The sequence below is a fragment of the Clostridium sp. AF35-15 genome (assembly GCF_003477745.1).
Taxonomy (GTDB): Bacteria; Bacillota; Clostridia; order Lachnospirales; family Lachnospiraceae; genus Otoolea; species Otoolea fessa.
In genome coordinates this window covers 56,691-81,663 of record NZ_QUDY01000001.1, presented here as the reverse complement: position 1 = coordinate 81,663, position 24,973 = coordinate 56,691, and the positions used below count along the sequence as shown (strand labels likewise).

General features: G+C 49.0%; 18 protein-coding genes. 15 read left to right on the top strand and 3 right to left on the bottom strand.

What is annotated here, in order from left to right; translation table 11 throughout:
- Nucleotides 1-9 precede the first annotated feature (9 nt).
- From DWZ76_RS00315 to tuf, 9 genes are all read left to right on the top strand, one after another.
- Nucleotides 10-1,278, top strand: a complete 1,269-nt coding sequence (locus DWZ76_RS00315; protein WP_118469150.1) for a TRAP transporter large permease — start codon at nt 10-12, stop codon at nt 1,276-1,278.
- Between the two features lie 309 nt (nt 1,279-1,587).
- The gene (locus DWZ76_RS00310; protein ID WP_107000677.1) at nt 1,588-5,466 is read left to right on the top strand and encodes a DNA-directed RNA polymerase subunit beta; all 3,879 of its coding nucleotides are present in this window, start codon (nt 1,588-1,590) and stop codon (nt 5,464-5,466) included.
- Nucleotides 5,467-5,488: 22 nt separating this feature from the next.
- On the top strand, nt 5,489-9,139 hold the full coding sequence (rpoC, locus tag DWZ76_RS00305; RefSeq protein ID WP_107000676.1) for a DNA-directed RNA polymerase subunit beta': 3,651 nt from the start codon (nt 5,489-5,491) through the stop codon (nt 9,137-9,139).
- 360 nt (nt 9,140-9,499) lie between these two features.
- On the top strand, nt 9,500-10,597 hold the full coding sequence (locus tag DWZ76_RS00300; protein ID WP_118471398.1) for an N-acetylmuramoyl-L-alanine amidase: 1,098 nt from the start codon (nt 9,500-9,502) through the stop codon (nt 10,595-10,597).
- Nucleotides 10,598-10,618: 21 nt separating this feature from the next.
- Nucleotides 10,619-11,035, top strand: a complete 417-nt coding sequence (locus DWZ76_RS00295; protein ID WP_022358471.1) for a DUF5684 domain-containing protein — start codon at nt 10,619-10,621, stop codon at nt 11,033-11,035.
- Between the two features lie 393 nt (nt 11,036-11,428).
- Nucleotides 11,429-11,848, top strand: coding sequence for a 30S ribosomal protein S12 (rpsL, locus tag DWZ76_RS00290; RefSeq protein WP_022358472.1), 420 nt, complete (start codon nt 11,429-11,431; stop codon nt 11,846-11,848).
- Between the two features lie 305 nt (nt 11,849-12,153).
- Entirely contained in the window at nt 12,154-12,624 is a 471-nt protein-coding gene (gene rpsG, locus DWZ76_RS00285) for a 30S ribosomal protein S7 (protein ID WP_022358473.1), read from the top strand.
- A 15-nt stretch (nt 12,625-12,639) separates the two neighbouring features.
- Entirely contained in the window at nt 12,640-14,760 is a 2,121-nt protein-coding gene (gene fusA / locus DWZ76_RS00280) for an elongation factor G (protein WP_118471396.1), read from the top strand.
- Nucleotides 14,761-14,915: 155 nt separating this feature from the next.
- The gene (gene tuf, locus DWZ76_RS00275) at nt 14,916-16,109 is read left to right on the top strand and encodes an elongation factor Tu (protein WP_107000672.1); all 1,194 of its coding nucleotides are present in this window, start codon (nt 14,916-14,918) and stop codon (nt 16,107-16,109) included.
- Between the two features lie 291 nt (nt 16,110-16,400).
- Here the strand turns inward: tuf and DWZ76_RS14920 are convergent, their stop codons facing one another.
- The 3 genes from DWZ76_RS14920 to DWZ76_RS00260 all read right to left on the bottom strand — a co-directional run bounded on the left by DWZ76_RS14920 (nt 16,401) and on the right by DWZ76_RS00260 (nt 19,778).
- Nucleotides 16,401-17,138 carry a hypothetical protein gene (locus DWZ76_RS14920; RefSeq protein WP_147353119.1) on the bottom strand — a complete coding sequence of 246 codons (738 nt, stop codon included), beginning with the start codon at nt 17,136-17,138 and terminating at the stop codon, nt 16,401-16,403.
- Between the two features lie 222 nt (nt 17,139-17,360).
- Entirely contained in the window at nt 17,361-18,476 is a 1,116-nt protein-coding gene (locus DWZ76_RS00265) for a glycosyltransferase family 2 protein (protein WP_118471394.1), read from the bottom strand.
- Between the two features lie 174 nt (nt 18,477-18,650).
- Entirely contained in the window at nt 18,651-19,778 is a 1,128-nt protein-coding gene (locus DWZ76_RS00260) for a carbohydrate kinase family protein (RefSeq protein WP_107000661.1), read from the bottom strand.
- Nucleotides 19,779-20,131: 353 nt separating this feature from the next.
- Here DWZ76_RS00260 and DWZ76_RS00255 point away from each other — a divergent pair, with 353 nt between their 5' ends.
- The 6 genes from DWZ76_RS00255 to DWZ76_RS00235 all read left to right on the top strand — a co-directional run bounded on the left by DWZ76_RS00255 (nt 20,132) and on the right by DWZ76_RS00235 (nt 24,764).
- Nucleotides 20,132-20,929, top strand: coding sequence for a TraX family protein (locus DWZ76_RS00255; RefSeq protein ID WP_118471392.1), 798 nt, complete (start codon nt 20,132-20,134; stop codon nt 20,927-20,929).
- 191 nt (nt 20,930-21,120) lie between these two features.
- Nucleotides 21,121-21,456 (top strand): FeoA family protein, encoded by a 336-nt coding sequence (locus DWZ76_RS15165; protein WP_242995768.1) that lies wholly within the window; start codon nt 21,121-21,123, stop codon nt 21,454-21,456.
- Between the two features lie 94 nt (nt 21,457-21,550).
- A complete protein-coding gene (locus tag DWZ76_RS00245) occupies nt 21,551-21,775 on the top strand; it encodes a ferrous iron transport protein A (RefSeq protein ID WP_022359013.1) in 225 nt (74 codons plus the stop codon).
- Nucleotides 21,776-21,807: 32 nt separating this feature from the next.
- Complete coding sequence (gene feoB / locus DWZ76_RS00240; protein WP_118471390.1) at nt 21,808-23,991, top strand: ferrous iron transport protein B; 2,184 nt, start codon at nt 21,808-21,810, stop codon at nt 23,989-23,991.
- A gap of 201 nt (nt 23,992-24,192) precedes the next feature.
- Nucleotides 24,193-24,348, top strand: coding sequence for a hypothetical protein (locus tag DWZ76_RS14965; RefSeq protein WP_022359011.1), 156 nt, complete (start codon nt 24,193-24,195; stop codon nt 24,346-24,348).
- Nucleotides 24,345-24,764 (top strand): heavy metal-associated domain-containing protein, encoded by a 420-nt coding sequence (locus DWZ76_RS00235; RefSeq protein ID WP_118471388.1) that lies wholly within the window; start codon nt 24,345-24,347, stop codon nt 24,762-24,764. Before DWZ76_RS14965 ends, DWZ76_RS00235 begins: the two co-directional genes overlap by 4 nt.
- Nucleotides 24,765-24,973: the final 209 nt, after the last annotated feature.

Sequence of the window (24,973 nt, the reverse complement as noted above, 5' to 3'; positions counted from 1 at the left end):
GGGAAAGGTATGATTTATATTGTCTTATTATTTGTCTTGTTTTTAATAGGAATTCCGATCTGCTTTTCACTCGGAATGGTATCGGTGGCTGGAATTATCCAGGGAGGAACCCCGTTAATTGTTGTTATCCAGAGAATGTTCACCGGTGCTGACAGCACGGCGCTGATTGCGATTCCGCTGTTTATCCTTGCCGGAGGTCTGATGGTTCAGGGCGGTATTTCCAGAAGAATCGTCGATTTTGCCGATGCGCTGATCGGACATTTTCCAAGTGGTCTGGCACTGGTAAGTATTCTGGCGTGTATGTTCTTTGCGGCGATCACAGGTTCTGCGATCGCGGCAACCGCAGCGATCGGTGGCATTATGATTCCGATCATGCGTGAGAAAAACTATGAAGATACGTTTTCGGCTCCGTTAATCGCCTGCGGCGGTTCGATTGGACCGATCATTCCTCCGAGTATTCCACTTCTGCTATACGGAACGATGGCAGGTGTGAGCGTTGGTAAATTGTTTATCGGTGGATTTATCCCGGGCATTATCATGGGACTCGGACTGATGATTTACAGTTATTATGTAGGAAAAAAGAGACATTATGTAGGACGTGAGAAAAAGGCGAGCCGTGAGGAGAGAATCCGTACCGGAAAAGATGCCCTTCTTGCCCTGATTATGCCGATTATCATCATTGGAGGTATCTTATCTGGTATTTTTACGGCAACCGAGTCCGGCGCTATCGCGTGTGCATATGCGATTATCATCGGCGGTTTTGTTTACCGGGAGTTAAAGCCGTCCAAGATGTTTGACCTCTTTGTGGACTGTGCAAAATCAACGGGACAGGTTTTAATCGTTGTGTCCTGTGCGAGCCTGTTTACCTGGGTTATCACGGTTGCACAGGTTCCGCAGACCGTCAGCGCCCTGCTGTCCAGCACGGTCAGCAACAAATATGTATTGTTGATGATCATCAATGTGATTCTGTTAATTGCAGGCACCTTCATCGATACGACAAGCGCGCTGGTTATCTTTACCCCACTCTTCCTGCCGCTTGTTAAGGCAATGGGAATTGACCTGATCCATTTTGGCCTGGTCATGGCAGTCAACCTGACAATTGGTATGTGTACGCCTCCGCTGGGCGTGTGCCTGTTTGTATCGGGATCGATTGCCAAGGTAAGCCTGAAAGACCAGATGCGGGATTTGCTCCCTATGTTAGCAGTCCTTCTGATTGTCCTTTTGGTGATTACCTATATTCCACAGACCGTTACATTTTTACCGAATTTATTTGCATAAAATTTCTATAAAAAATCGGACGCCGCTATCATCTGGGGAGCGGCGTCTGTTGTCTGTCCGGATTCTGGCGTTTCTTGAGAAAACTTTTTCATAATCATTCCAAATTTATTCCAAATCTATCAAAAAAACCACTTGACACCCATCAAATCCCATGCTAAGATGGAGAATGCACTATTGTGGAAAACTGTGTTTTCCGGGTATTCGTATGCCCAAATGACAGTGCAGCTCCGTCAGCATGAAACAAGGCTGGTTCGGAGATGGAAAAATGCAAACCATAGAGATAGAAAGAAAACAGGGGTGAAACATCGAATGGAGAAAAGCAGGATGCGTCCGGTAAAAACCGGTAAAGGTGTAAGGATGACCTTCTCAAGACAAAAAGAAGTTCTGGAAATGCCGAATTTGATTGAGATTCAGAAAAACTCGTATCAGTGGTTCCTGGATGAGGGACTGAAAGAAGTGTTTGCTGATATCTCCCCGATCACGGATTTCGCAGGTCACTTGAGTCTGGAATTTGTGGATTTTACACTGTGTAAAAACGATATCAAATATACGATCGAAGAGTGCAAAGAGCGCGATGCGACCTATGCAGCTCCTCTGAAGGTAAAGGTAAGACTTTGCAATAAAGATAAAGATGAGATCAATGAACATGAGATTTTCATGGGTGATCTTCCACTTATGACCGACACCGGCTCCTTCGTTATCAACGGAGCGGAGCGAGTTATCGTCAGCCAGCTTGTTCGTTCCCCTGGTATTTATTATGGAATCGCGCACGATAAGATCGGTACAGAGTTATACAGCTGCACCGTTATCCCGAACCGGGGTGCCTGGCTGGAGTATGAGACAGATTCCAACGACATTTTCTACGTGCGTGTAGACCGGACCAGAAAAGTTCCTGTTACTGTTCTGATCCGTGCTCTTGGTTACGGTACTAACGCCGAGATCATTGACCTGTTCGGCGATGAGCTGAAACTGGAGAAGAGCTTCGAGAAGGATCCGTCCAACAACTACCAGGATGGTCTTCTGGAATTATATAAGAAGATTCGTCCGGGTGAGCCGCTTTCCGTAGACAGCGCAGAGAGCCTGTTAAACAGCATGTTCTTCGATCCGCGCCGCTACGATCTGGCAAAGGTAGGTCGTTATAAATTCAATAAAAAGCTTCACTTTAAGAACCGTATCGTAGGTCACGTTCTGGCTGAGGATGTGGTTGATACAACTACCGGAGAGATTCTGGCGGAGCAGGGAACAAAGGTCACCAAGGAACTTGCTACTGACATCCAGAACGCAGGCGTTCCGTTTGTATGGATTCAGGGTGAGAAGAAGAATCACAAGGTTCTTTCTAACATGATGGTAGATCTGGGCGCTTATGTGAATTTCGATCCGGAAGAAGTAGGCGTCACAGAGTTAGTATTCTATCCGGTTCTCCAGGGTATTCTGGAAGAAAATGCCGGCGCTTCTGATGAGGAGTTAAAAGAGATTATCCGCAGAGATATCCATGACCTGATTCCGAAGCACATTACGAAGGAAGATATCATCGCTTCCATCAACTACAACATGCATCTGGAAGGCGGCATCGGCAATCCAGATGATATCGACCATCTGGGCAACCGTCGTATCCGTGCGGTCGGCGAGCTGCTTCAGAACCAGTACCGTATCGGTCTGTCCCGTATGGAGCGTGTGGTACGTGAGCGTATGACAACACAGGACATGGAAGGTGTTTCTGCCCAGTCCCTGATCAATATTAAGCCGGTTACAGCAGCAGTCAAGGAGTTCTTCGGAAGTTCCCAGCTGTCCCAGTTCATGGATCAGAACAACCCGCTGTCCGAGCTGACCCATAAGAGACGTCTTTCCGCCCTGGGTCCTGGCGGTCTGTCAAGAGACCGTGCCGGATTCGAGGTACGAGATGTACACTACACACACTATGGCCGTATGTGCCCGATCGAGACACCTGAGGGACCGAACATCGGTCTGATCAACTCCCTGGCATCTTACGCACGTGTCAATGAGTACGGTTTCATCGAAGCTCCGTACCGTGTAGTAGATAAAACCGATCCGTCCAACCCGGTTGTTACGGATGAGGTTGTATACCTGACAGCAGACGAGGAAGATAACTTCGTTGTTGCACAGGCAAACGAGCAGTTAGACGAAGAAGGACACTTCGTCCACAATAACGTATCTGGTCGATTCCGTGAGGAGACCTCCGAGTTCCAGAAGAAGAAAATCGACCTGATGGACGTATCCCCGAAGATGGTATTCTCCGTAGCTACTTCCATGATTCCGTTCCTGCAGAACGACGATGCGAACCGTGCTCTGATGGGATCGAACATGCAGCGTCAGGCGGTACCGCTTCTGACCACCGAGAGAGCCGTTGTCGATACCGGTATTTCCGCGAAGGCAGCTGTTGACTCCGGTGTGTGTGTCGTTGCAAAGAATGCCGGTGTGGTTGAGCGCTCCGCTTCCAACGAGATCATCATCAAGAGAGATTCCGATGGAAACCGCGATGTATACCATCTGACAAAATTCAAGAGAAGTAACCAGTCCAACTGCTACAATCAGAAACCGATTGTATACAAGAATGACCATGTCGAAGCTGGCGAGGTTATCGCAGATGGTCCGTCCACCTGCAACGGTGAGATCGGTCTGGGCAAAAACCCGCTGATCGGCTTCATGACCTGGGAAGGCTACAACTACGAGGATGCCGTTCTTCTGTCTGAGCGTCTGGTTCAGGAGGATGTATATACCTCCGTCCATATCGAGGAATACGAGGCAGAAGCACGTGATACCAAGCTGGGACCGGAAGAGATCACAAGAGATGTTCCGGGTGTCGGCGAGGATGCACTGAAAGATCTGGACGAGCGCGGTATCATCCGCATTGGTGCAGAGGTTCGTGCCGGTGATATCCTGGTAGGTAAGGTTACTCCGAAGGGAGAGACCGAGCTGACCGCAGAAGAGCGCCTGTTACGTGCGATCTTCGGTGAGAAGGCAAGAGAGGTTCGTGATACTTCCCTGAAAGTACCGCATGGTGCATACGGTATCATCATTGATGCGAAGGTATTTACAAGAGAGAACGGCGACGAGCTGGCTCCGGGTGTAAATAAGACCGTTCGTATCTACATTGCACAGAAGAGAAAGATTTCCGTCGGCGATAAGATGGCTGGTCGTCATGGTAACAAGGGTGTCGTTTCCCGTGTACTTCCGGTTGAGGATATGCCGTTCCTTCCGAATGGCCGTCCGCTCGACATCGTACTGAACCCATTGGGCGTACCGTCCCGTATGAATATCGGACAGGTCCTGGAGATTCATTTAAGCCTTGCTGCCAAAGCACTTGGTTTTGATGTATCCACCCCGATTTTCGACGGAGCAGACGAGAAAGATATTCAGAACACTCTGGAGATGGCAAATGACTATGTCAACACCTCCTGGGAAGAGTTCGAAGCAAAATATAAAGATATTGTAGATCCGGAAGTTATGGAGTATCTGGGTACCCATCTGGAGCACAGAAAACTCTGGAAGGGCGTTCCGATCGGACGTGACGGTAAAGTCCGCCTGAGAGATGGACGTACCGGCGAATACTTCGACAGCCCGGTTACAATCGGACACATGCATTACCTGAAACTGCATCATCTGGTTGATGATAAGATTCATGCACGTTCCACAGGTCCTTACTCCCTCGTTACACAGCAGCCGCTGGGTGGTAAAGCTCAGTTCGGTGGCCAGCGTTTCGGAGAGATGGAGGTTTGGGCTCTGGAGGCGTATGGCGCATCCTACACGCTGCAGGAGATCCTGACCGTGAAGTCCGATGATGTGGTAGGTCGTGTGAAGACATACGAGGCAATCATCAAGGGCGAGAATATTCCGGAGCCGGGTATTCCGGAGTCCTTCAAGGTACTCTTAAAAGAGCTTCAGTCCCTGGGTCTGGATGTCAGAGTTCTGGCAGAAGACGGTTCCGAGATCGAGCTCAAGGAGAACATCGACGAAGGCGATACCGATCTTCGTTCCGTCATCGAGGGTGACAGCAAGCGTTACTCTCAGAATGAGTCCTTCGGCAACTACGGTTACCAGGAGCAGGAATTTAAAGATGGTGAGCTGACCGATGTAGAGCACGATGAGTATACAGCAGAGGCAGACGGCTATACGGACGATGACTATGCAGACGTTTCCGATGATAATGGATCTGACGACGAAGAATAATCGATAGGAGGGAGTACCGCTCATGCCAGAGACAAATGAAACATATCAACCATTGACATTTGACGCAATCAAGATCGGTTTGGCATCCCCTGAAAAGATTCTGGAGTGGTCTCACGGCGAGGTTAAAAAGCCGGAGACCATCAACTACAGAACATTAAAGCCGGAGAAAGACGGCCTGTTCTGTGAGAGAATCTTTGGACCGAGCAAGGACTGGGAGTGCCACTGTGGTAAATATAAAAAAATCAGATATAAAGGTGTTATCTGTGACCGCTGCGGCGTTGAGGTTACAAAAGCCAGCGTCCGCCGTGAGCGCATGGGTCATATCGAGCTTGCAGCTCCGGTTTCCCACATCTGGTATTTCAAGGGAATTCCGAGCCGCATGGGTCTGATTCTGGACATTTCTCCGAGAACTCTGGAGAAGGTTCTGTACTTCGCTTCCTATATCGTGCTGGATCCGGGACAGACCGGACTGCAGATGAAGCAGGTTCTGTCTGAGAAGGAGTACCGTGACGAGATCGAGAAATACGGTTACGGTTCTTTCCGTGTCGGCATGGGTGCCGAGGCGATTCAGGAGCTTTTAAAGGCGATCGACCTGGAGAAGGATTCTGAGGATCTGAGAAACCAGTTACAGGATGCAACCGGACAGAAGCGTGCTCGTATCATCAAGCGTCTGGAAGTCGTAGAGGCATTCAGAAATTCCGGCAACAAACCGGAGTGGATGATCATGACCGTTGTCCCGGTTATCCCGCCGGATATCCGTCCGATGGTACAGCTGGATGGCGGACGTTTCGCAACTTCCGACTTAAACGATCTGTATCGTCGTATTATCAACCGTAACAACCGTCTTGCAAGACTTCTGGAGCTCGGCGCACCGGATATCATCGTGCGCAACGAGAAACGTATGCTTCAGGAGGCAGTTGACGCATTAATTGATAATGGCCGCCGTGGCCGTCCAGTTACCGGTCCTGGCAACCGTGCCCTCAAGTCCCTTTCTGATATGTTAAAGGGTAAACAGGGACGTTTCCGTCAGAACCTTCTGGGTAAGCGAGTTGACTATTCTGGACGTTCCGTTATCGTCGTAGGACCGGAGTTAAAGATTTACCAGTGCGGTCTGCCGAAAGAGATGGCGATCGAGCTGTTTAAACCGTTCGTTATGAAAGAGCTGGTTTCCAACGGAACCGCTCATAACATTAAAAATGCAAAGAAGATGGTAGAGCGCCTTCAGCCGGAGGTTTGGGACGTTCTCGAGGATGTAATCAAAGAGCATCCGGTTATGTTAAACCGTGCTCCTACACTGCATCGTCTGGGTATCCAGGCATTCGAGCCGATTCTGGTAGAAGGTAAGGCAATCAAGCTGCATCCGCTTGTTTGTACCGCATTCAACGCCGATTTCGATGGCGACCAGATGGCGGTACATCTTCCGCTTTCCGTGGAGGCACAGGCAGAGTGCCGTTTCCTGCTGCTTTCTCCGAACAACCTGTTAAAACCGTCCGATGGTGGTCCGGTAGCCGTTCCTTCCCAGGATATGGTACTTGGTATTTACTATCTGACCCAGGAACGTCCGGGCGCCAAGGGCGAGGGTATGGCATTCAAGAGCATCAACGAGGCGATTCTTGCATACGAGAACAAGGTTGTTACCCTGCATTCCCGTGTCAAAGTAAGAGTAACCCGCACGATGCCGGATGGCACAACGAAGACTGGTATCATCGAGTCTACCGTTGGACGTTTCATCTTCAACGAGATCATTCCGCAGGATCTGGGCTTCGTAGACCGTTCCCAGAAAGAGAACGAGCTGAAACTGGAAGTTGATTTCCACGTAGGAAAGAAGCAGTTAAAGCAGATTCTGGAGAAGGTTATCAATGTCCATGGTGCAACCCAGACAGCGATCACCCTGGATGATATCAAGGCGATTGGCTACAAGTTCTCTACACGTGCAGCCATGACCGTATCGATTTCCGATATGACCGTACCGGCAAGCAAGCCGAAGCTGATTGCTGACGCGCAGGCAACGGTTGACCATATCGCAAAGAACTTCCGCCGTGGTCTTATCACAGAGGAAGAGCGTTACAAAGAAGTTATCGAGACCTGGAAGGCAACCGATGATCAGCTGACTCACGACCTGCTGACAGGACTTGACAAATATAACAACATCTTCATGATGGCTGACTCCGGTGCGCGAGGATCGGATAAGCAGATTAAACAGCTTGCTGGTATGCGAGGACTGATGGCAGATACGACCGGTCATACGATTGAACTTCCTATCAAGTCCAACTTCCGTGAGGGTCTGGACGTACTGGAGTACTTCATCTCCGCACACGGAGCTCGAAAAGGTATGTCCGATACGGCTCTGCGTACTGCCGACTCTGGTTACCTGACCAGACGTCTGGTAGACGTATCCCAGGATCTGATCGTCCGCGAGGAGGACTGCTGCTGGGATAAGCCGGAGATTCCGTATATGGAGATCAAGGCATTCATGGATGGTCAGGAGACCATCGAGACATTGCAGGAGCGTATCACAGGACGTTTCATCGCTGAGACAATCACAGACCCGGATACAGGTGAAGTGGTGATTGAGAAGAATCATATGTGTACGCCGAAGCGTGCAGCGGCTGTTATGGCAGCATTGAAGAAACAGGGCAGAGATTCCATCAAGATCCGTACCGTCCTGACCTGTAAATCCCATATCGGTGTGTGTGCGAAGTGCTACGGTGCCAACATGGCAACCGGTCAGCCGGTTCAGGTCGGTGAGGCAGTCGGCATCATCGCGGCACAGTCCATCGGTGAGCCTGGTACACAGCTGACCATGCGTACGTTCCACTCGGGCGGCGTTGCCGGTGGCGATATCACACAGGGTCTTCCGCGTGTCGAGGAGCTTTTCGAGGCACGTAAGCCGAAGGGACTTGCTATCATCGCTGAGTTCGGCGGTGTGGCAACCATCAAAGATACCAAGAAGAAACGTGAGATCATTATCACGGATAATGAGACGGGCAATTCCAAGACATACCTGATTCCTTACGGCTCCCGTATCAAGATTCAGGACGGCGCGGTTCTGGAGGCTGGTGACGAGCTGACCGAAGGTAGCGTGAACCCGCACGATATTCTGAAGATCAAGGGCGTCCGCGCCGTACAGGATTACATGATCCAGGAAGTACAGCGTGTATACCGCTTACAGGGTGTAGAAATCAACGATAAGCATATCGAGATGATCGTACACCAGATGTTAAAGAAGATTAAGATTGAGGAAAGTGGAGATTCCGACGTACTGCCGGGCGTATCCATGGATGTACTCGATTTCAACGAGATGAACGAGGCGCTGGAAGCCGAGGGCAAAGAGCCGGCGATCGGACGTCAGGTTATGCTGGGTATCACCAAGGCATCTCTGGCAACCGACTCCTTCTTATCCGCTGCATCCTTCCAGGAGACAACCAAGGTTCTGACCGAGGCTGCCATCAACGGAAAGGTAGATAAGCTGATTGGTCTGAAGGAGAACGTTCTGATTGGTAAGCTGATTCCGGCTGGTACCGGTATGAAGCGTTACCGCTCCATCAAGCTGAACACTGATGTTGAGGAAGAGGATGATATCGATCTGGCAGAGGACGACTTCAACGAGCCGGCTGAACTGGACGAGGCAGACAAGATTGTACTCAACGAGGATGAGCTGAGTGAAGAATAATTAAAAATGAAAAACGGAATCGTTTTTTGGAGATCGCCGCAGAGATGCGGCGGTCTTTTTTTGTGCCAATGATGCGCACTCGCGCGAAGCTGTAGGTTGTCGCAAGCGACCGAGCGAGACGCCCGAATGTGCCAAGGCACATTCATTCCTGCCATATCATAGACAGAAAACCGTAAGAAATAGAAGCGCGGGATTGGTTGAATCGAAGGGGAAAATCCGTTATACTTATAAAGGAAATGTTTAAAATCCAAAGTAATGTGATTGAATTGTATGAATTTAAAAAACAAATTTAACGATTTTAGACTTTCAAAACAGAAACAATTATTTAAAAAATAGAGACATTGGAAGGAGATTATATAGATGAAGAGACACAATCGGCTCAAAAAACATACACTGGGACTGGCGGCGGCTCTGCTGGTGACAGCCGGTATGTCGCAGATCGCGCTGGCAGGTGACTCGGTGTATGTCAATACGTCTTCCCTGCGCTACCGGACATCGGCGCAGATCAAGGACAATAATATCGCGGGCAATCTGTCCTACGGTCAGAAGCTGGAGCGCGTGGGAACCAGCGGGCAGTGGACGATGATTCTTTTGAATGGAAAGAAGTATTACGTTTCATCCGCCTATGTGACAAGCAAAAAACCGGCATCCGCAGGTGCTGTCCAGACAACCAGCCAGACAGCAGCGGGAGCGCAGACATCCGGCGGCACGGAGATCGCACTTTCTTCTAATTATAAATACGCAAATTATTCAAAGATCAACAGCGGAACTGCGACCCTGTACCGCTCGACTGCTTCCAACAAGAAAAATAAAGTGGTCTGCGTCAATGCCGGACATGGAACAAACGGTGGCGGAAGCGTCAAGACCCAGTGTCATCCGGATGGAAGTGCGAAAGTAACCGGCGGCACAACCGGAGCCGGTGCTACCTCAGCAGTGGCAGTTTCCAGCGGTATGACCTTTGCAGATGGAACAGCAGAGAGCAAGGTAACACTTGCTATGGCAAAGGTGCTTAAGACAAAACTTCTGAATGCAGGCTATGATGTACTGATGATCCGTGAATCAGATGATGTACAGCTGGATAATATAGCCCGTACGGTCATTGCGAATAACAACGCGGACTGTCATATAGCCTTGCACTGGGATTCAACCAGCAGCAACAAGGGTGCCTTTTTCATGAGCGTTCCAAGCAATGCAACCTACCGTGCGATGGAGCCGGTTGCCTCTCATTGGAAGCAGCACAAGCAACTGGGCGAGTCGCTGATCAGCGGCTTAAAGAGCGCGGGTGTGAAGATTTATTCCAAAGGCAGCATGGAGATGGATTTGACCCAGACTTCCTATTCAACGATTCCGAGTGTGGATATTGAGCTGGGAGATAAGGCGTCCGATCATTCGGGTGCGACGCTTGAGACGCTGGCGAACGGACTGCTGGCTGGCGTGAATACGTTCTTCGGACAGTAAAAACTGAAAGGAGGAAAGCATATGGGATTGGTGGCGTTTATTATGGCATATGCATTATTTGCGTTTATCTTTTATATTCTGCAGGTAATTGCATACTGGAAGATTTTTACAAAAGCCGGGGAAGAAGGATGGAAATCCATCATTCCAATTTACAATGGCTATGTACAGTACCGGCTGACCTGGGATGTGCAGTATTTCTGGGTGGCACTGGGACTGGCGGTCGGCGGAGGTATTTTAAATTCCTTCGGCGGAATCGTGGGAGTTATCGGTTCGCTTGCGCTTCTGGGAACAGCACTCATGAATGTGGTGGCACTCTATAAGCTGGCGTGTGCCTATGGTCACGGGATAGGATTTACGATTGGTTTATTTTTCCTGAATCCGCTTTTTATGCTGATTCTTGGTTTTGGTGATTCGGAGTACATGGGACCGCAGGAGTAGCGGAAATGAAGTTCCGGGATATTTAAGATATTTTCCAGAAAAAAAAGAGTCAGATGAGACAATAGAGGGTTTTGCACTGTACCTGGCTACAGCACAAAACCCTTGTTACTGCTCACAGGTAGGCACTTTTGGAACCGAAAATGCCGTAAGAAAACGTGGTGGCAGCAGGAATTTGCCGTATTTAAATGCGAAGCCACGGCAAATTCCGTTACTGGGCACGTATGCGTGAACAGTAACAAACCCTTTATTTTACGGGAAAAATTTGCATTTTATACCTTGACAGTGCAACTCAAACTAGCTATAATAAGTAAGCGTGCAAAATTCAAGGAATTTCTGCGCGGAAATACAAGCTTAAAAAAGCAACCACAGACAATATCACAGGAGGTGAAAAGGATGCCTACATTTAACCAGTTAGTAAGAAAGGGAAGACAGACATCTGAAAAGAAATCAACAGCTCCGGCTCTGCAGAAGGGATACAACTCTTTACAGAAGAAAGCTATCAACGTTTCTGCACCGCAGAAGAGAGGCGTGTGTACAGCCGTTAAGACTGCAACACCTAAAAAGCCTAACTCTGCTCTTAGAAAAATCGCCAGAGTTCGTCTTTCCAACGGTATCGAAGTAACAAGCTACATCCCGGGTGAGGGACACAACTTACAGGAGCACAGCGTTGTTCTGATTCGTGGTGGTCGTGTAAAAGACTTACCAGGTACCAGATACCACATCATCAGAGGTACTCTTGATACTGCAGGCGTAGCCAACAGAAAACAGGCGCGTTCCAAATACGGCGCTAAGAGACCGAAAGACAAGAAATAATTTTAATTAGGTAGAAGTTCTATTAGATTTAGAATGAATGTGCCGGACTTTGATATTGATCCTGTAGGTTGCAGGGAATCATAGAACCGCGCACGAGACGCAGGTTGAACTTAGAGAGAACCTGCCGAGTAGGAAGAGAGGAAGCACCATGCTCAATGTCGCGCTGAAAGACGCGCTCGTTTCGCAGGTGCGCTTTCACACTAAGCTCGTGAGGAACCTCGCTAAGTGTTCAATGCGAGTACCTAAGATCTAATGAATGGCTCCCGCGGCTCCCCGCCGGAGCAGATATTAAGGAGGGAAGTAACGTGCCACGTAAAGGACATACTCAGAAAAGAGACGTATTAGCGGATCCGCTGTACAACAACAAGGTTGTTACTAAATTAATCAACAACATCATGCTGGACGGCAAAAAGGGCGTTGCTCAGAAGATCGTATACGGCGCGTTTGATCGTGTCGCTGCAGAATCCGGTAAGGAAGCTGTAGAGGTTTTCGAAGAGGCAATGAACAACATCATGCCGGTTCTGGAAGTTAAGGCAAAACGTATCGGTGGTGCTACCTATCAGGTACCGATCGAGGTTAAGCCGGAAAGAAGACAGGCTCTTGCACTTCGCTGGATCACTCTGTACTCCCGTAAGAGAGGCGAGAAGACTCAGGAAGAGAGACTGGCAAAAGAGATTCTGGATGCAGCTAACAACACTGGTGCATCTGTGAAGAAGAAAGAAGATATGCATAAGATGGCAGAGGCTAACAAGGCATTTGCTCATTACAGATTCTAATAGGAGGAAAAAGCTTTGGCTGGAAGAGAATATCCGTTAGAGAGAACCAGAAATATTGGTATTATGGCTCATATCGATGCTGGTAAGACTACCACTACTGAGCGTATTCTGTATTATACTGGTGTTAACTATAAGATCGGTGATACTCATGAAGGTACTGCTACCATGGACTGGATGGCTCAGGAGCAGGAGAGAGGTATTACCATCACTTCTGCAGCGACAACCTGTCACTGGACTCTGCAGGAAAACTGCAAACCGAAACCAGGCGCTCTGGAGCATCGTATCAACATCATCGATACTCCAGGACACGTTGACTTCACGGTTGAGGTTGAGCGTTCCCTGCGTGTACTGGACGGTGCTGTAGGTGTATTCTGTGCTAAGGGTGGTGTAGAGCCGCAGTCTGAGAACGTATGGCGTCAGGCTGATACCTACAATGTACCGCGTATGGCATTCATCAACAAGATGGATATCCTGGGTGCAAACTTCTATGGCTGTGTAGAGCAGATCAAGACCAGACTTGGTAAGAATGCTATCTGTTTACAGCTTCCGATCGGCAAGGAAGATGATTTCAAGGGAATTATCGACCTGTTCGAGATGAAAGCATACATCTACAATGATGATAAGGGTGAGGACATCAGCATCCTTGATATCCCGGAGGATATGAAGGATGACGCTGAGCTTTACCACACCGAGCTGGTAGAGAAGATCTGCGAGCTGGATGATGATCTGATGATGGCATACCTTGAGGGTGAAGAGCCGTCTGTAGATGAATTAAAGAAAGTATTAAGAAAAGCAACCTGTGAGTGTCAGGCTATCCCGGTATGCTGTGGTACCGCATACAGAAATAAGGGTATTCAGAAGCTCCTGGATGCTATCATTGAGTTCATGCCGTCTCCGCTTGACATCCCGCCGATCAAGGGTGTTGACCTGGATGGCAACGAGACTGTAAGACATTCTTCCGACGAAGAGCCGTTCTCTGCTCTTGTATTCAAGATCATGACCGACCCGTTCGTAGGTAAGCTGGCTTACTTCCGTGTGTACTCAGGTGTTATGAACTCCGGTTCATACGTACTGAATGCAACAAAGGACAAAAAAGAGCGTGTTGGACGTATCCTTCAGATGCATGCCAACAAGCGTCACGAGCTGGAAAAGGTTTACTCCGGTGATATCGCAGCAGCGATCGGATTTAAGTTCTCCACCACAGGTGATACTATCTGTGATGAGCAGCATCCGGTAATCCTGGAGTCCATGGAGTTCCCGGAGCCGGTTATCGACATCGCTATCGAGCCGAAGACCAAAGCTGGTCAGGACAAGATGGGCGAGGCTCTTGCAAAACTGGCAGAGGAGGATCCGACCTTCCGTGCTTATACAAACAAAGAGACTGGTCAGACAATCATCGCTGGTATGGGCGAGCTCCATCTGGAGATTATCGTAGACCGTCTGCTTCGTGAGTTCCACGTTGAAGCTAACGTAGGTGCTCCGCAGGTAGCTTACAAAGAGACCTTCACAAAGGCTGTAGATGTAGACAGCAAGTATGCAAAACAGTCTGGTGGTCGTGGTCAGTACGGTCACTGTAAGGTACACTTCACTCCGATGGATCCGAACGGCGAAGAGACCTTCAAGTTTGAGTCCAGCGTTGTCGGCGGTGCTATCCCGAAAGAGTACATCCCGGCTGTAGGCGAAGGTATTGAAGAGGCTGCTAAGGCAGGTATCCTTGGCGGATTCCCGGTACTCGGCGTTCACGCTGACGTATACGATGGTTCCTACCATGAGGTCGACTCTTCTGAGATGGCTTTCCATATCGCAGGTTCCATGGCATTCAAGGATGCTATGCGTAAAGGTAACCCGGTACTGCTTGAGCCGATCATGAAGGTTGAGGTAACCATGCCGGAAGAGTATATGGGTGATATCATCGGTGATATCAACTCTCGTCGTGGTCGTATCGAGGGTATGGAAGACATCGGCGGCGGCAAGCTGGTTAAGGCTTATGTTCCGCTGGCAGAGATGTTCGGTTATTCTACCGACCTTCGTTCCAGAACTCAGGGACGTGGTAACTACTCCATGTTCTTTGAGAAATATGAGCAGGTTCCGAAGAGCGTTCAGGAGAAAGTTCTTGCTGGAAAAGCTGAGAAATAATTAAAAATGTAACTATATTGCCTTTTCCGGGCAGATAACTGCCCGGAAAAGCAATATTAGGCTTGAAAAAACGGCTCTAATCGAATATAATTAGAGTCAGCCTAACATAAATTGAGATACCCGTATTGGGTGTAAATTAAGGAGGACGTCTTAAAATGGCAAAAGCAAAGTTTGAAAGAACTAAACCGCATTGTAACATTGGTACTATCGGACACGTAGACCATGGTAAAACAACCCTGACAGCAGCTATCACAAAAGTTCTGGCTGCAAGAGTAGCTGGTAACACAGCTGAGAACTTCGAGGATATCGATAAAGCTCCGGAAGAGAGAGAGCGTGGTATTACTATCTCTACTGCACACGTTGAGTATCAGACAGAGAAGAGACATTACGCACACGTTGACTGCCCAGGACATGCTGACTACGTTAAGAACATGATCACTGGTGCTGCTCAGATGGATGGCGCTATTCTGGTTGTAGCTGCTACCGATGGTGTTATGGCTCAGACAAGAGAGCACATCCTGCTTTCCCGTCAGGTAGGCGTACCGTACATCGTAGTATTCATGAACAAGTGCGATATGGTAGACGATCCGGAGCTGCTTGAGCTGGTTGAGATGGAGATCAGAGACCTGCTGAACGAGTACGAGTTCCCGGGCGATGACACACCGATCATCCAGGGTTCTGCTCTGAAGGCTCTTGAAGATCCGAACGGCGAGTGGGGCGACAAGATCATGGAGCTCATGGACGCTGTAGATTCCTACATTCCGGATCCGGTACGTGCTACTGATAAGCCGTTCCTGATGCCAATCGAGGACGTATTCACCATCACAGGTCGTGGTACTGTTGCTACCGGCCGTGTTGAGCGTGGTACTCTGAAACTGAACGATGAGGTTGAGATCGTTGGTATTCACGAGGAGACTCGTAAGACTGTTGTAACTGGTATCGAGATGTTCCGTAAGCTGCTTGATCAGGCTGAGGCTGGTGATAACATCGGTGCTCTGCTTCGTGGTGTTCAGAGAACTGACATCCAGCGTGGTCAGTGTCTGGTTAAACCGGGCTCTGTAAAATGCCATAAGAAATTTACTGCTCAGGTTTACGTTCTGACAAAAGACGAGGGTGGTCGTCATACTCCGTTCTTCAACAACTATCGTCCGCAGTTCTACTTCAGAACCACTGACGTAACAGGCGTTTGTGAGTTACCGGCTGGTACCGAGATGTGTATGCCGGGCGACAACGTAGAGATGACTGTAGAGCTGATTCATCCGGTAGCTATGGAGCAGGGTCTTCGTTTCGCTATCCGTGAGGGCGGCCGTACAGTAGGATCTGGTAGAGTTGCTACTATCATTGAGTAATCAATGAATTAAACAAAGGTGCTTCTTGTATGCGCAGCAGGCAAGAAGATGTACCGTATATATATAATATAAAGTCGCTTCCAGGAAGCGCATTGTGTCCAGACGTAAGAGATACCCCGGAACCGTAAGGTTTCCGGGGTTTTTCTGTTGTTTCATAGGAAATTGCGTTCTATGAAACAACAAACGCTCCGCGAGGATGCGTACTCGCGCGAAGCAGAAACATGTCGCAAGCGACCGCGCGAGACGCCCGAATGTGTCAAGGTACATTCTTTTTCACAGAATTTCAGCCTTTTACGCATTGTCGGTTGCCAGAAGTCCGGCGGCACGCAGGTTGGCAAGAAGTTCATTGAAGCGTTCAACGACATCTTCAGCACTTGTTGCATCTGCGACGGGAGCAGCGGCGGTGACGATGGCGGCGGGACCGGTAGGACCCGTTGCGCCGGTAGGACCCGTTGCGCCGGTAGCTCCTGTAGCGCCGGTAGGACCCGCAGCGCCGGTAGGACCGGTTGCGCCAGTCGGCCCCGCAGCGCCGGTAGCTCCTGTAGCTCCTGTAGCGCCAGTTGGGCCGGTAGCGCCGTCAGCCCCGGTCGGCCCTGCCGGACCAACAGCCCCGTCAGCGCCAGCCGGCCCAGTCGGACCCGTAGCGCCCGCAGCCCCGTCAGCGCCAGCCGGCCCAGCCGGACCCGCAGCGCCGGTAGCGCCGGTCGGCCCAGTCGGACCAACAGCCCCGGTAGTGCCGGTCGGCCCAGCTGGACCCGCAGGACCGGTAGCGCCGGTCGGCCCGGTCGGACCAGTCGGCCCAGTCGGACCCGTAGCGCCGTCCAGTCCATCGAGTCCGGCAGCACCAGTGGGACCGACAGGTCCGATCGGTCCGGGGCAGCCGCGTGGTCCTATGGGACCGGGACGACAGCAGTTGTAGGGTTCAAAAGAACCGGGACAGCCGCGATCGCGTCCGCAGCGCCCATAGCCGTTATTTTCATAGTCACTATCATCAAAATAGTAGGGAAAATTACATGAATGACGAAACATAAAAAACTCCTTTCCAGATTTAGGACATCCATCCTGATGTAGTATATGTGTGCGATGAAAGAGATGTGCATTAGCAGAAAGGGGCGGGGAAATTGAGGGTTGGGAACTGTGGAATATTATAAGTGTGGAAGACGGTAAGAATGAATGTAGAAAGTGTGGATGCCGCTGGATGGAACGACTCCCAGTCCGCTGCTCAGACCACTGCAGAGGTCGGAGCGAATGTCACAAGATAGGTAATCCGTTTGTTTTATGGTTTGAGGATATGGTTTGAAAGTATTCTTCATTTGTCAAAACCGCCGGAGAATCCGGGCGGATTTTTTTTGTTTCCTTATGATAATACAGTGCCTTATCATAGTTTCCCATCCGATCATAGCAGACGCATAGCTGGATTAAAGGAATGAAATCATAGTAATCGGCTTCGATAAAGGCATTTGGATGATATTCTGGTCGGTCTTTGAGGGCAAGCTGGTACCAGAAAACAGCCTGGGAAATTTCTCCGAGGGAAAGTTTCAACCGTCCGATCTCACAGCAGGTTTTAGCACGTGGGCGGTCGTAGAGAAAACTCTGGAACAGAGAAAGCTGGCTGGCAGCCGTATTTCTGAGCATTTCATGGCAGCGCGCCAGAAGCAGACAGGCGTCCGCCTTATTTTCATACCACCCGTCCGGTTCGTTTAGGAAATGTTCCAGAACCGGGCGGGCTTTTTCGTATTGTTTGTGGTCGATGAGTTCGCGGGCGTAGTAGTATTGATGGCGCGGATCGAGCAGTTCGCCGTCTGCAAGCATTGTTTCATAGATTTTCAGGTTCCGGTCAGAATGGGTGAGAGCGGAAGCAGGCTTCCGGTGTTCGATCTGAATAGGAGAATAGAGAATTCTGCCGCGTGGCGCGATGGCTTCGTGGACGCGTCCTTTCCAGCGAAAATGCCGGTCCGTTCGCAGAATCCGTTCGCGATCGTAGGTAAATGCAGGTGTGCCGTCCGGCTGGAATCCAGCGATGTATTTCAGCATGACAACGTCGGGCTGCGGGGATTTGCTTAAAGTTTCTTTCAACTTTAAAATCGCTGTAATCGATTCTGCGGGAACGACATCGTCGGCGTCGAGCCACATCCAGTATTCGGTTGTGACCTTTTCACAGATGAAATTGCGCGCGGCGGCGAAATCATCGTTCCACGGGTAGTGATAAATATGTTTGGTGTATTGCCGGGCGATTTCTACAGTTCGATCGGTGGAACCGGTGTCGGCGACGAGGATTTCATCCGCAAATTGTATGGCAGATGCTAAAACACGCGTCAAAACGGCTTCTTCATTTTTGACGATCATACATAGGCTGAGGCGGATCATGGGATCTCCAAAATCAATATCAAATTGATATTAATATATGAAAGAAGTTTTTAGATGTGTACAGACATTATATATATAATTATATAAGGATAAACAGGAGAAAAGTAACGTACTTTTCTCCTGAGATGATGGCTGCAATTCACTCTGCGCTATTTAACAGCACTTGAAAAAATATTATAGAGCTTCAAAAAAAGCATCGGTCAATTTCTGTATATTCAGATACGGGTTCTCATAATCAAAACTACGCATCCGTCCCTTGGCAGCCAGAACACCGAGCTGGATCGGCTCAGCGATATCCGAATTGAGCCGATCATCGAGCATACCGCTGATGAAACCGCCGGCAAAGGAATCACCGGCGCCGGTATCGTTGTTTAACTGGTACTGGTAGAGCTTTTTGTGGCGGACTGTGCGGATCTGACATACGCCGTCCTTAAAATGGATCAGCTCATGGCGGTCATCGTGCTTGACAATGAGGGTGCGGGTGGGATCCGGGTTGATCGCAGAAAAATACTCACAGAGGTTCGCGTAGAGCGGACGGGCGCTGCGGGCATTGAAGCCGAGGTTTTTCTTTTCGGATTTATTTAAGAAAACATAATCGGCATATGCGATCAGTGGCTGTAAGCGCTCACGGCGCAGCGATGTATACTCAAAACCAGGATCCATGCTGACTTTCATGGCAGGATTTAAATGTTTTGCCTGGATGACCGATTGCATGATTGCCTCGAATTGGTCGAAATCAGACAGGGATGACAGGTGGATCCAGCGGGCCTGCGCGAGGTACTCCGCCAGTGTGGTTCCCGTCCGGGCTTCCTGTTCATGGATGCGGTCTAAGAGAGTGTTGTTGGCACACGGCGCGATCTTGATGCAATTGCGCGTGTGATTATAAAGGCGGACAATCGATTTGGCAATCGCTTTGGAATATGGATCGTCGAAGCGCTCGCGCGTGGTAAACAGCCAGTCACGGTTATCCAGGTGCGCCAGCTCGGCGTCAATGTCATTTGTCTTGCCGAAGCGCAGATCGAATGGACTGGGCGTGCCGCACACGCCGACGTAAGCGACCTGCAGGTTAGGGAGAATATGCTTTGCCACTTTCAGGGTGATGAAAGCAGAACCGCCGATCTGGGTTGTGTATTCCTTGCCTTTTATCGCCAGCTCCTGAATATCGTTTTCCACATCGGAAATCGGGTTGCTTAAGTTCTCGTCGCCTCCACCGGCGGATGTCTCCACCAGATCGAGCCCGGTGCAGTGAAACATATAGTCATAATTGATAGCGCCAATGCAAATAATATCTAAACCTGCCATGAGATTCTACCTCTTTTGTCCGTGTATTTTTTAGTATTTAAAATGAAGAGCGGTGCGGGATTTTTGCTTTTTCAGCAGGATCTCGCACCAGCACCATTTACAGAATATAACACGGTTTTTCGTTTGTCAAATAAAATGTAAAATTAGTGTAAAAAAGACGCGGAAAAGTGCCGAAAAGCCTTTATTTATAAGAAAAAACTACATTTTTTATTAGAGAAAATAAAGAAAAAAGATGGGGAGAAAGAGTGGAAAATGAGAATGGGAAAATAGGGGAGATGGAGAAAAAGGGAATGGAAAAGTGCGGATGGACAGCGGGTGAAATGTTCAGTATAATTTGATGGAATAGAGATAGAATGGACAGGAAACGAAGGGAGGAGAGTGCGATAAAAGATCGAATCAAGGAAAAGCAGAATGAGAAATCAGAGGGGATGGAAAGAGTGGTTTTAACCCGCCTCCATCTCAGCGCCTCCGCCCTTAAATATTTAGCACTCCTGGCGATGACGGCAGACCACATTGCGGTGATCTGCAGACCGATTCCGGGATTCCGGACATTTGGGGATCTGGCGTTTCCATTGTTCGCCTTTTTATTAGTAGAAGGTTTTTTTCACACGCGGGATCGCAGATGTTATGGACGGAGGCTGCTTTTGGCGGCGGTTGTGTCGGAGATTCCGTATGATCTGGCATTTTCCGGACGGTGGATGGATGCACAGCACCAGAATGTCTGCCTGACCTTTTTTCTGGCGCTGGTTGCGATGGAGCTGTTAGAGCGGTATGGAAACGGTATCTGGGAGAAGCTGGTGCTAACGGCAGTGTTCTGTACGCTGACAGAAGCGGCGGGAGCAGACGGCGGCGCATGGGGGATGGGAATGGTGCTGGCATTTTATTTTTGTGTAATAGGAAATTCAGGCACTAACGTGCCAAGGAACATTCTTTTTCATGAGAAAACGGCAGGGGTGTTTATGAAGATAATCGTTGCCGTCCTCATCGGAGCGTTCGCGTGGCAGGAACCCCTCTGGGTGCTGGCGCTCACGGCTGTCTGCTTCATGTTATATGATGGCTCCAGAGGTCGGAGCAGATTTCGTTCCTTCTTTTATGTCTATTATCCGGCGCATCTGTTGACGCTGTATTTTGTGGGAAAATGGCTGGGATGACTTTTATCCTATGGGAATTTTTGACAATTTTCGGGCGTAAAACACGCCCTTTTTTTATTTCCAGGTCAGGCAAAAAAACTTGACAATAAAGTTAGCATGTGCTAACCTTATGTATGGGTTAGGAGAAACTAATGAAAATTAGTCTCATCTAATGAAAATTAGCTCTCTCTAACAACTGTTAGCAGGCACTAATGAAAATTAATGTACGCGAATCAATTAGATTACCGGCAGATGAAAACAGCCGTTTCCGCCAAGTGAGACATCATGACGGGCAGAAGGTGGAAAAACAGAGGAAGGAGAATCGTATGCAGGGAGCAATGCCGATTTCGATGGCAACCGTAGGAACCGCCTATACGATCAAAAAGATCAGCGGAAACACAGAGGTTCGTTCTCATTTAAAATCCATGGGATTTAACGAGGGAACCGAAGTAAAATTGATAACCCAGCTGGACGGAGACGTGATTATTCACGTAAAGGAGTCCAGAGTGGCTATAAATAAGGATCAGGCAAGACACATTCTGGTCTAAGACAAGGGAATGGGGATATTCCGGAGCAGGTTGTATGGTAGAAAAGCAGACGGAATCCCGAGTGAAAAATTGGAATGGTTAGGAGGAACAGAGAATGACGCTTAAAGATGCACAGGTTGGATCTACCGTCAAAGTTGTCAAGATTCATGGCGAAGGCGCATACAAACGCCGCATCATGGATATGGGCATCACGAAGGGAAGCGAGATTTTTATTCGAAAAGTAGCTCCGCTGGGCGACCCGGTAGAGGTTACGATTCGTGGATATGAGCTTTCACTTCGTAAAGCCGATGCTGAGTGCGTAGATGTTCAGACAGTTTAATAAGTTTGATTAAAAAAGCAGGAGGATGAAAAATGGCAATTCATATTGCTTTGGCGGGTAACCCGAACTGCGGTAAAACAACCATGTTTAACGCACTGACGGGTGCAAACCAGTATGTAGGTAACTGGCCGGGTGTTACAGTTGAGAAGAAAACCGGTAAATTAAAAGATGCTTCGGGAGAAGAGGTAAATGTAACGGACCTTCCAGGAGTTTATTCCCTTTCTCCGTATACACTGGAGGAAGTTGTAACCCGTGATTTTATCTTAAAAGAGAATCCGGATGTCATCGTAGACTTAGTCGATGCAACCAACATTGAGCGTAACCTGTATCTGACCACACAGCTGATCGAGACAGGTATTCCGGTTGTTATCGCTTTAAATATGTGCGATCTTCTGAAGAAGAACGGCATCAACATTGATGTAAAGGCACTGTCCAAGAAACTTGGCTGCCCGATCATTGAGACTTCCGCGCTGAAGAAAACCGGTCTAAAGGAAGTTATTGCAGAGGCAATCAAAGTTGCAAAGAGCCATGCAACAGGCACTGTAAGCGCTATTTTCGAGGGCAGCGTAGAGGATAAAGTAAGCGCAATCGAGGCAGAGCTTCCGTCCAGCATTCCGGAAGCAGAGAAGAGATGGTACGCAATCAAAGTTCTCGAGAATGACAGCAAGGTTGTAGAGCAGCTTGGTCTTAGTGCAGACAACCGTTTCTCCCGTTACACCAAGGAGCTGGAGAAAGAGTTTGATGATGACGCTGAGTCCGTTATCACTGACCAGAGATATGTATACATCCAGAAGGTTATCGAGGAGACCGTAAAGAAACCGGCTCAGAAGATGAGTCTTTCGGATAAGATCGATAGCATCGTAACTAACCGTTTACTTGGTATTCCGATCTTTGTTCTTGTTATGTGGGCGGTTTACTATGTATCCGTTACTACCGTTGGTACATTCGTAACAGACTGGACCAATGATACATTTGTTGGCGCAATTCAGGGCTGGGCTGGCGATGCACTGGCAGCAGCAGGCGCTTCTGACCTGATTGTAAGCCTTGTAGTGGATGGTATCATCGGCGGTGTTGGTGCCGTTCTTGGTTTCGTTCCGCAGATGGCTATCCTGTTCCTCTTCCTTTCCATTCTGGAAGATTGTGGTTACATGGTACGTATCGCATTCGTTATGGACCGTGTATTCCGTCACTTCGGATTGTCCGGTAAGAGCTTCATCCCGCTGCTGATTTCTTCTGGCTGCGGCGTTCCTGGTATCATGGCGTCCAAGACCATCGAGCAGGACAACGACAGACGTCTTACCATCATGACCGCTACCTTCGTTCCGTGTGGTGCGAAACTGCCGGTTATCGCTCTGATGGGCGGTGTTATGGCTGGTTATATGAGCGGCGATATGGATCTGGCTACCATGATGGCGCCGATCATGTACTTTGTAGGTATCGCTGCGGTTCTTGTATCCGCTATCATGTTAAAGAAGACAAAACCGTTCTCAGGAAAACCGGCTCCGTTCGTTATGGAGCTTCCGGCTTACCACATTCCGTCCGCTAAGACCGTTCTCCTTCACGTTTGGGAGCGTCTGAAAGGATTCATCATCAAAGCTGGTACAATCCTGTTCCTGGCTTGTGTAGTTATGTGGTTCCTGTCCTCCTTCGGATTTGTAGACGGTTCCTTTGGTCTGGTAGAAGAATCTGCTGATTCTATCCTGGCTATGCTGGGCGGCGCTATCGCAATCCTGTTCCGTCCGCTTGGTTTTGGCGAGTGGCAGCCGGTTGCAGCTTCCATCACTGGTTTCACAGCAAAAGAGGCTATCGTTTCCACCATGGGTGTTCTGGCGAATGTATCCGAGGATCTGTCTGAGGAGACCGATGTCGTAGCAGCAGCTATCCAGACATGGTTCCCGACAACCATCGCAGCCTTTACATTCCTGCTGTTCAACCTGCTTGACTCTCCGTGTCTGGCAGCTATCGCAACGATGGCACAGCAGCTCCAGTCCAGAAAATGGTTCTGGTTCGCTATCCTGTATCAGAATCTCTTCGCTTACGCTGTATCCCTGATTGTATATCAGTTAGGTGGTCTGGTACTTGGCGCAGTTGCATTCAACGTATGGACTATCGTGGCAGCAGTCCTTTTGGTATTCATGCTCTTCATGCTGTTCCGTCCGGATCCATACAAGGATCAGAAGAGCTACACAAGAAGCTCTGTAGAGGCAGCTTCATAAGTTAGTTTCTAAATGAAAAATAAAACAGGTTCTGCCGTCCGGCCGGTGGTTTTGCGTTTCCGCTGACCGGGCATCGGCAGGTGACTGTAATCATAAGTGATAAAATTAATCCTTTATAAGGCTGCCTCGGATAGCAGGATGAAAGTCTGCTGTTTGGAGGCAGCTTTATTCGATTTCAAAAAAGAAAAGGAGAAAGCATAGATGGGAGATTCATCCGGATCCATGTTTTATGGTGTGATTGGTTTTCTGGTAGTTTATTTTGTAGGATATTTTATCTGCCGTGTGTATGATAAAATAAAAAAGATACTCCGAAGCCATTCATCGAAAAGTCAGAGAAGAGAGGACGATAACGTATGAGACCGATTGATATTGGAATTTTAATTGTAGTAGCGATTTTGCTTTTGCTGGCATTACGTTCGGCGATCCGTCATTACACGGGAAAAGGCGGCGGATGCTGCGGATGCTCCGGTGGAAGCTGCGGTTCCTGCGGCAGCGATGGGAATGCTGGTGCGCGCGGCGAAGATCTTTCCAAGAAAGCGGTTACAGCGGGTACCCCGTCCAAGATCATGCGGATCGAGGGTATGCACTGTGCAAACTGCAAGAAATCCGTTGAAAAAGCCCTGACCGCCCAGAACGGCGTCATCTGTGCAGATGCGGACGTAGACAGAGGCATTGCCCGCGTGTTCTATGAGAATGGCGTGGACGATGCGAAGCTGCAGGAAGCGGTTGAAAAAGAGGGATTTGTGGTTAAGAATATTGAGACTGTTGTCTAAGAGAAAAAGTGTGATCCTGTTCTGGTGTTACTGTTCACGCAAACGTGCCCAGTAACGGAATTTGCCGTGGCTTCGCATTTAAATACGGCAAATTCCTGCTGCCACCACGTTTTCTTACGGCACTTTCGGTTCCAAAAGTGCCTACCCGTGTACAGTAACGTTCTGGTTTCAGATGTGCTGGATAGGTTTATTTTGTATCGCAAAATAAA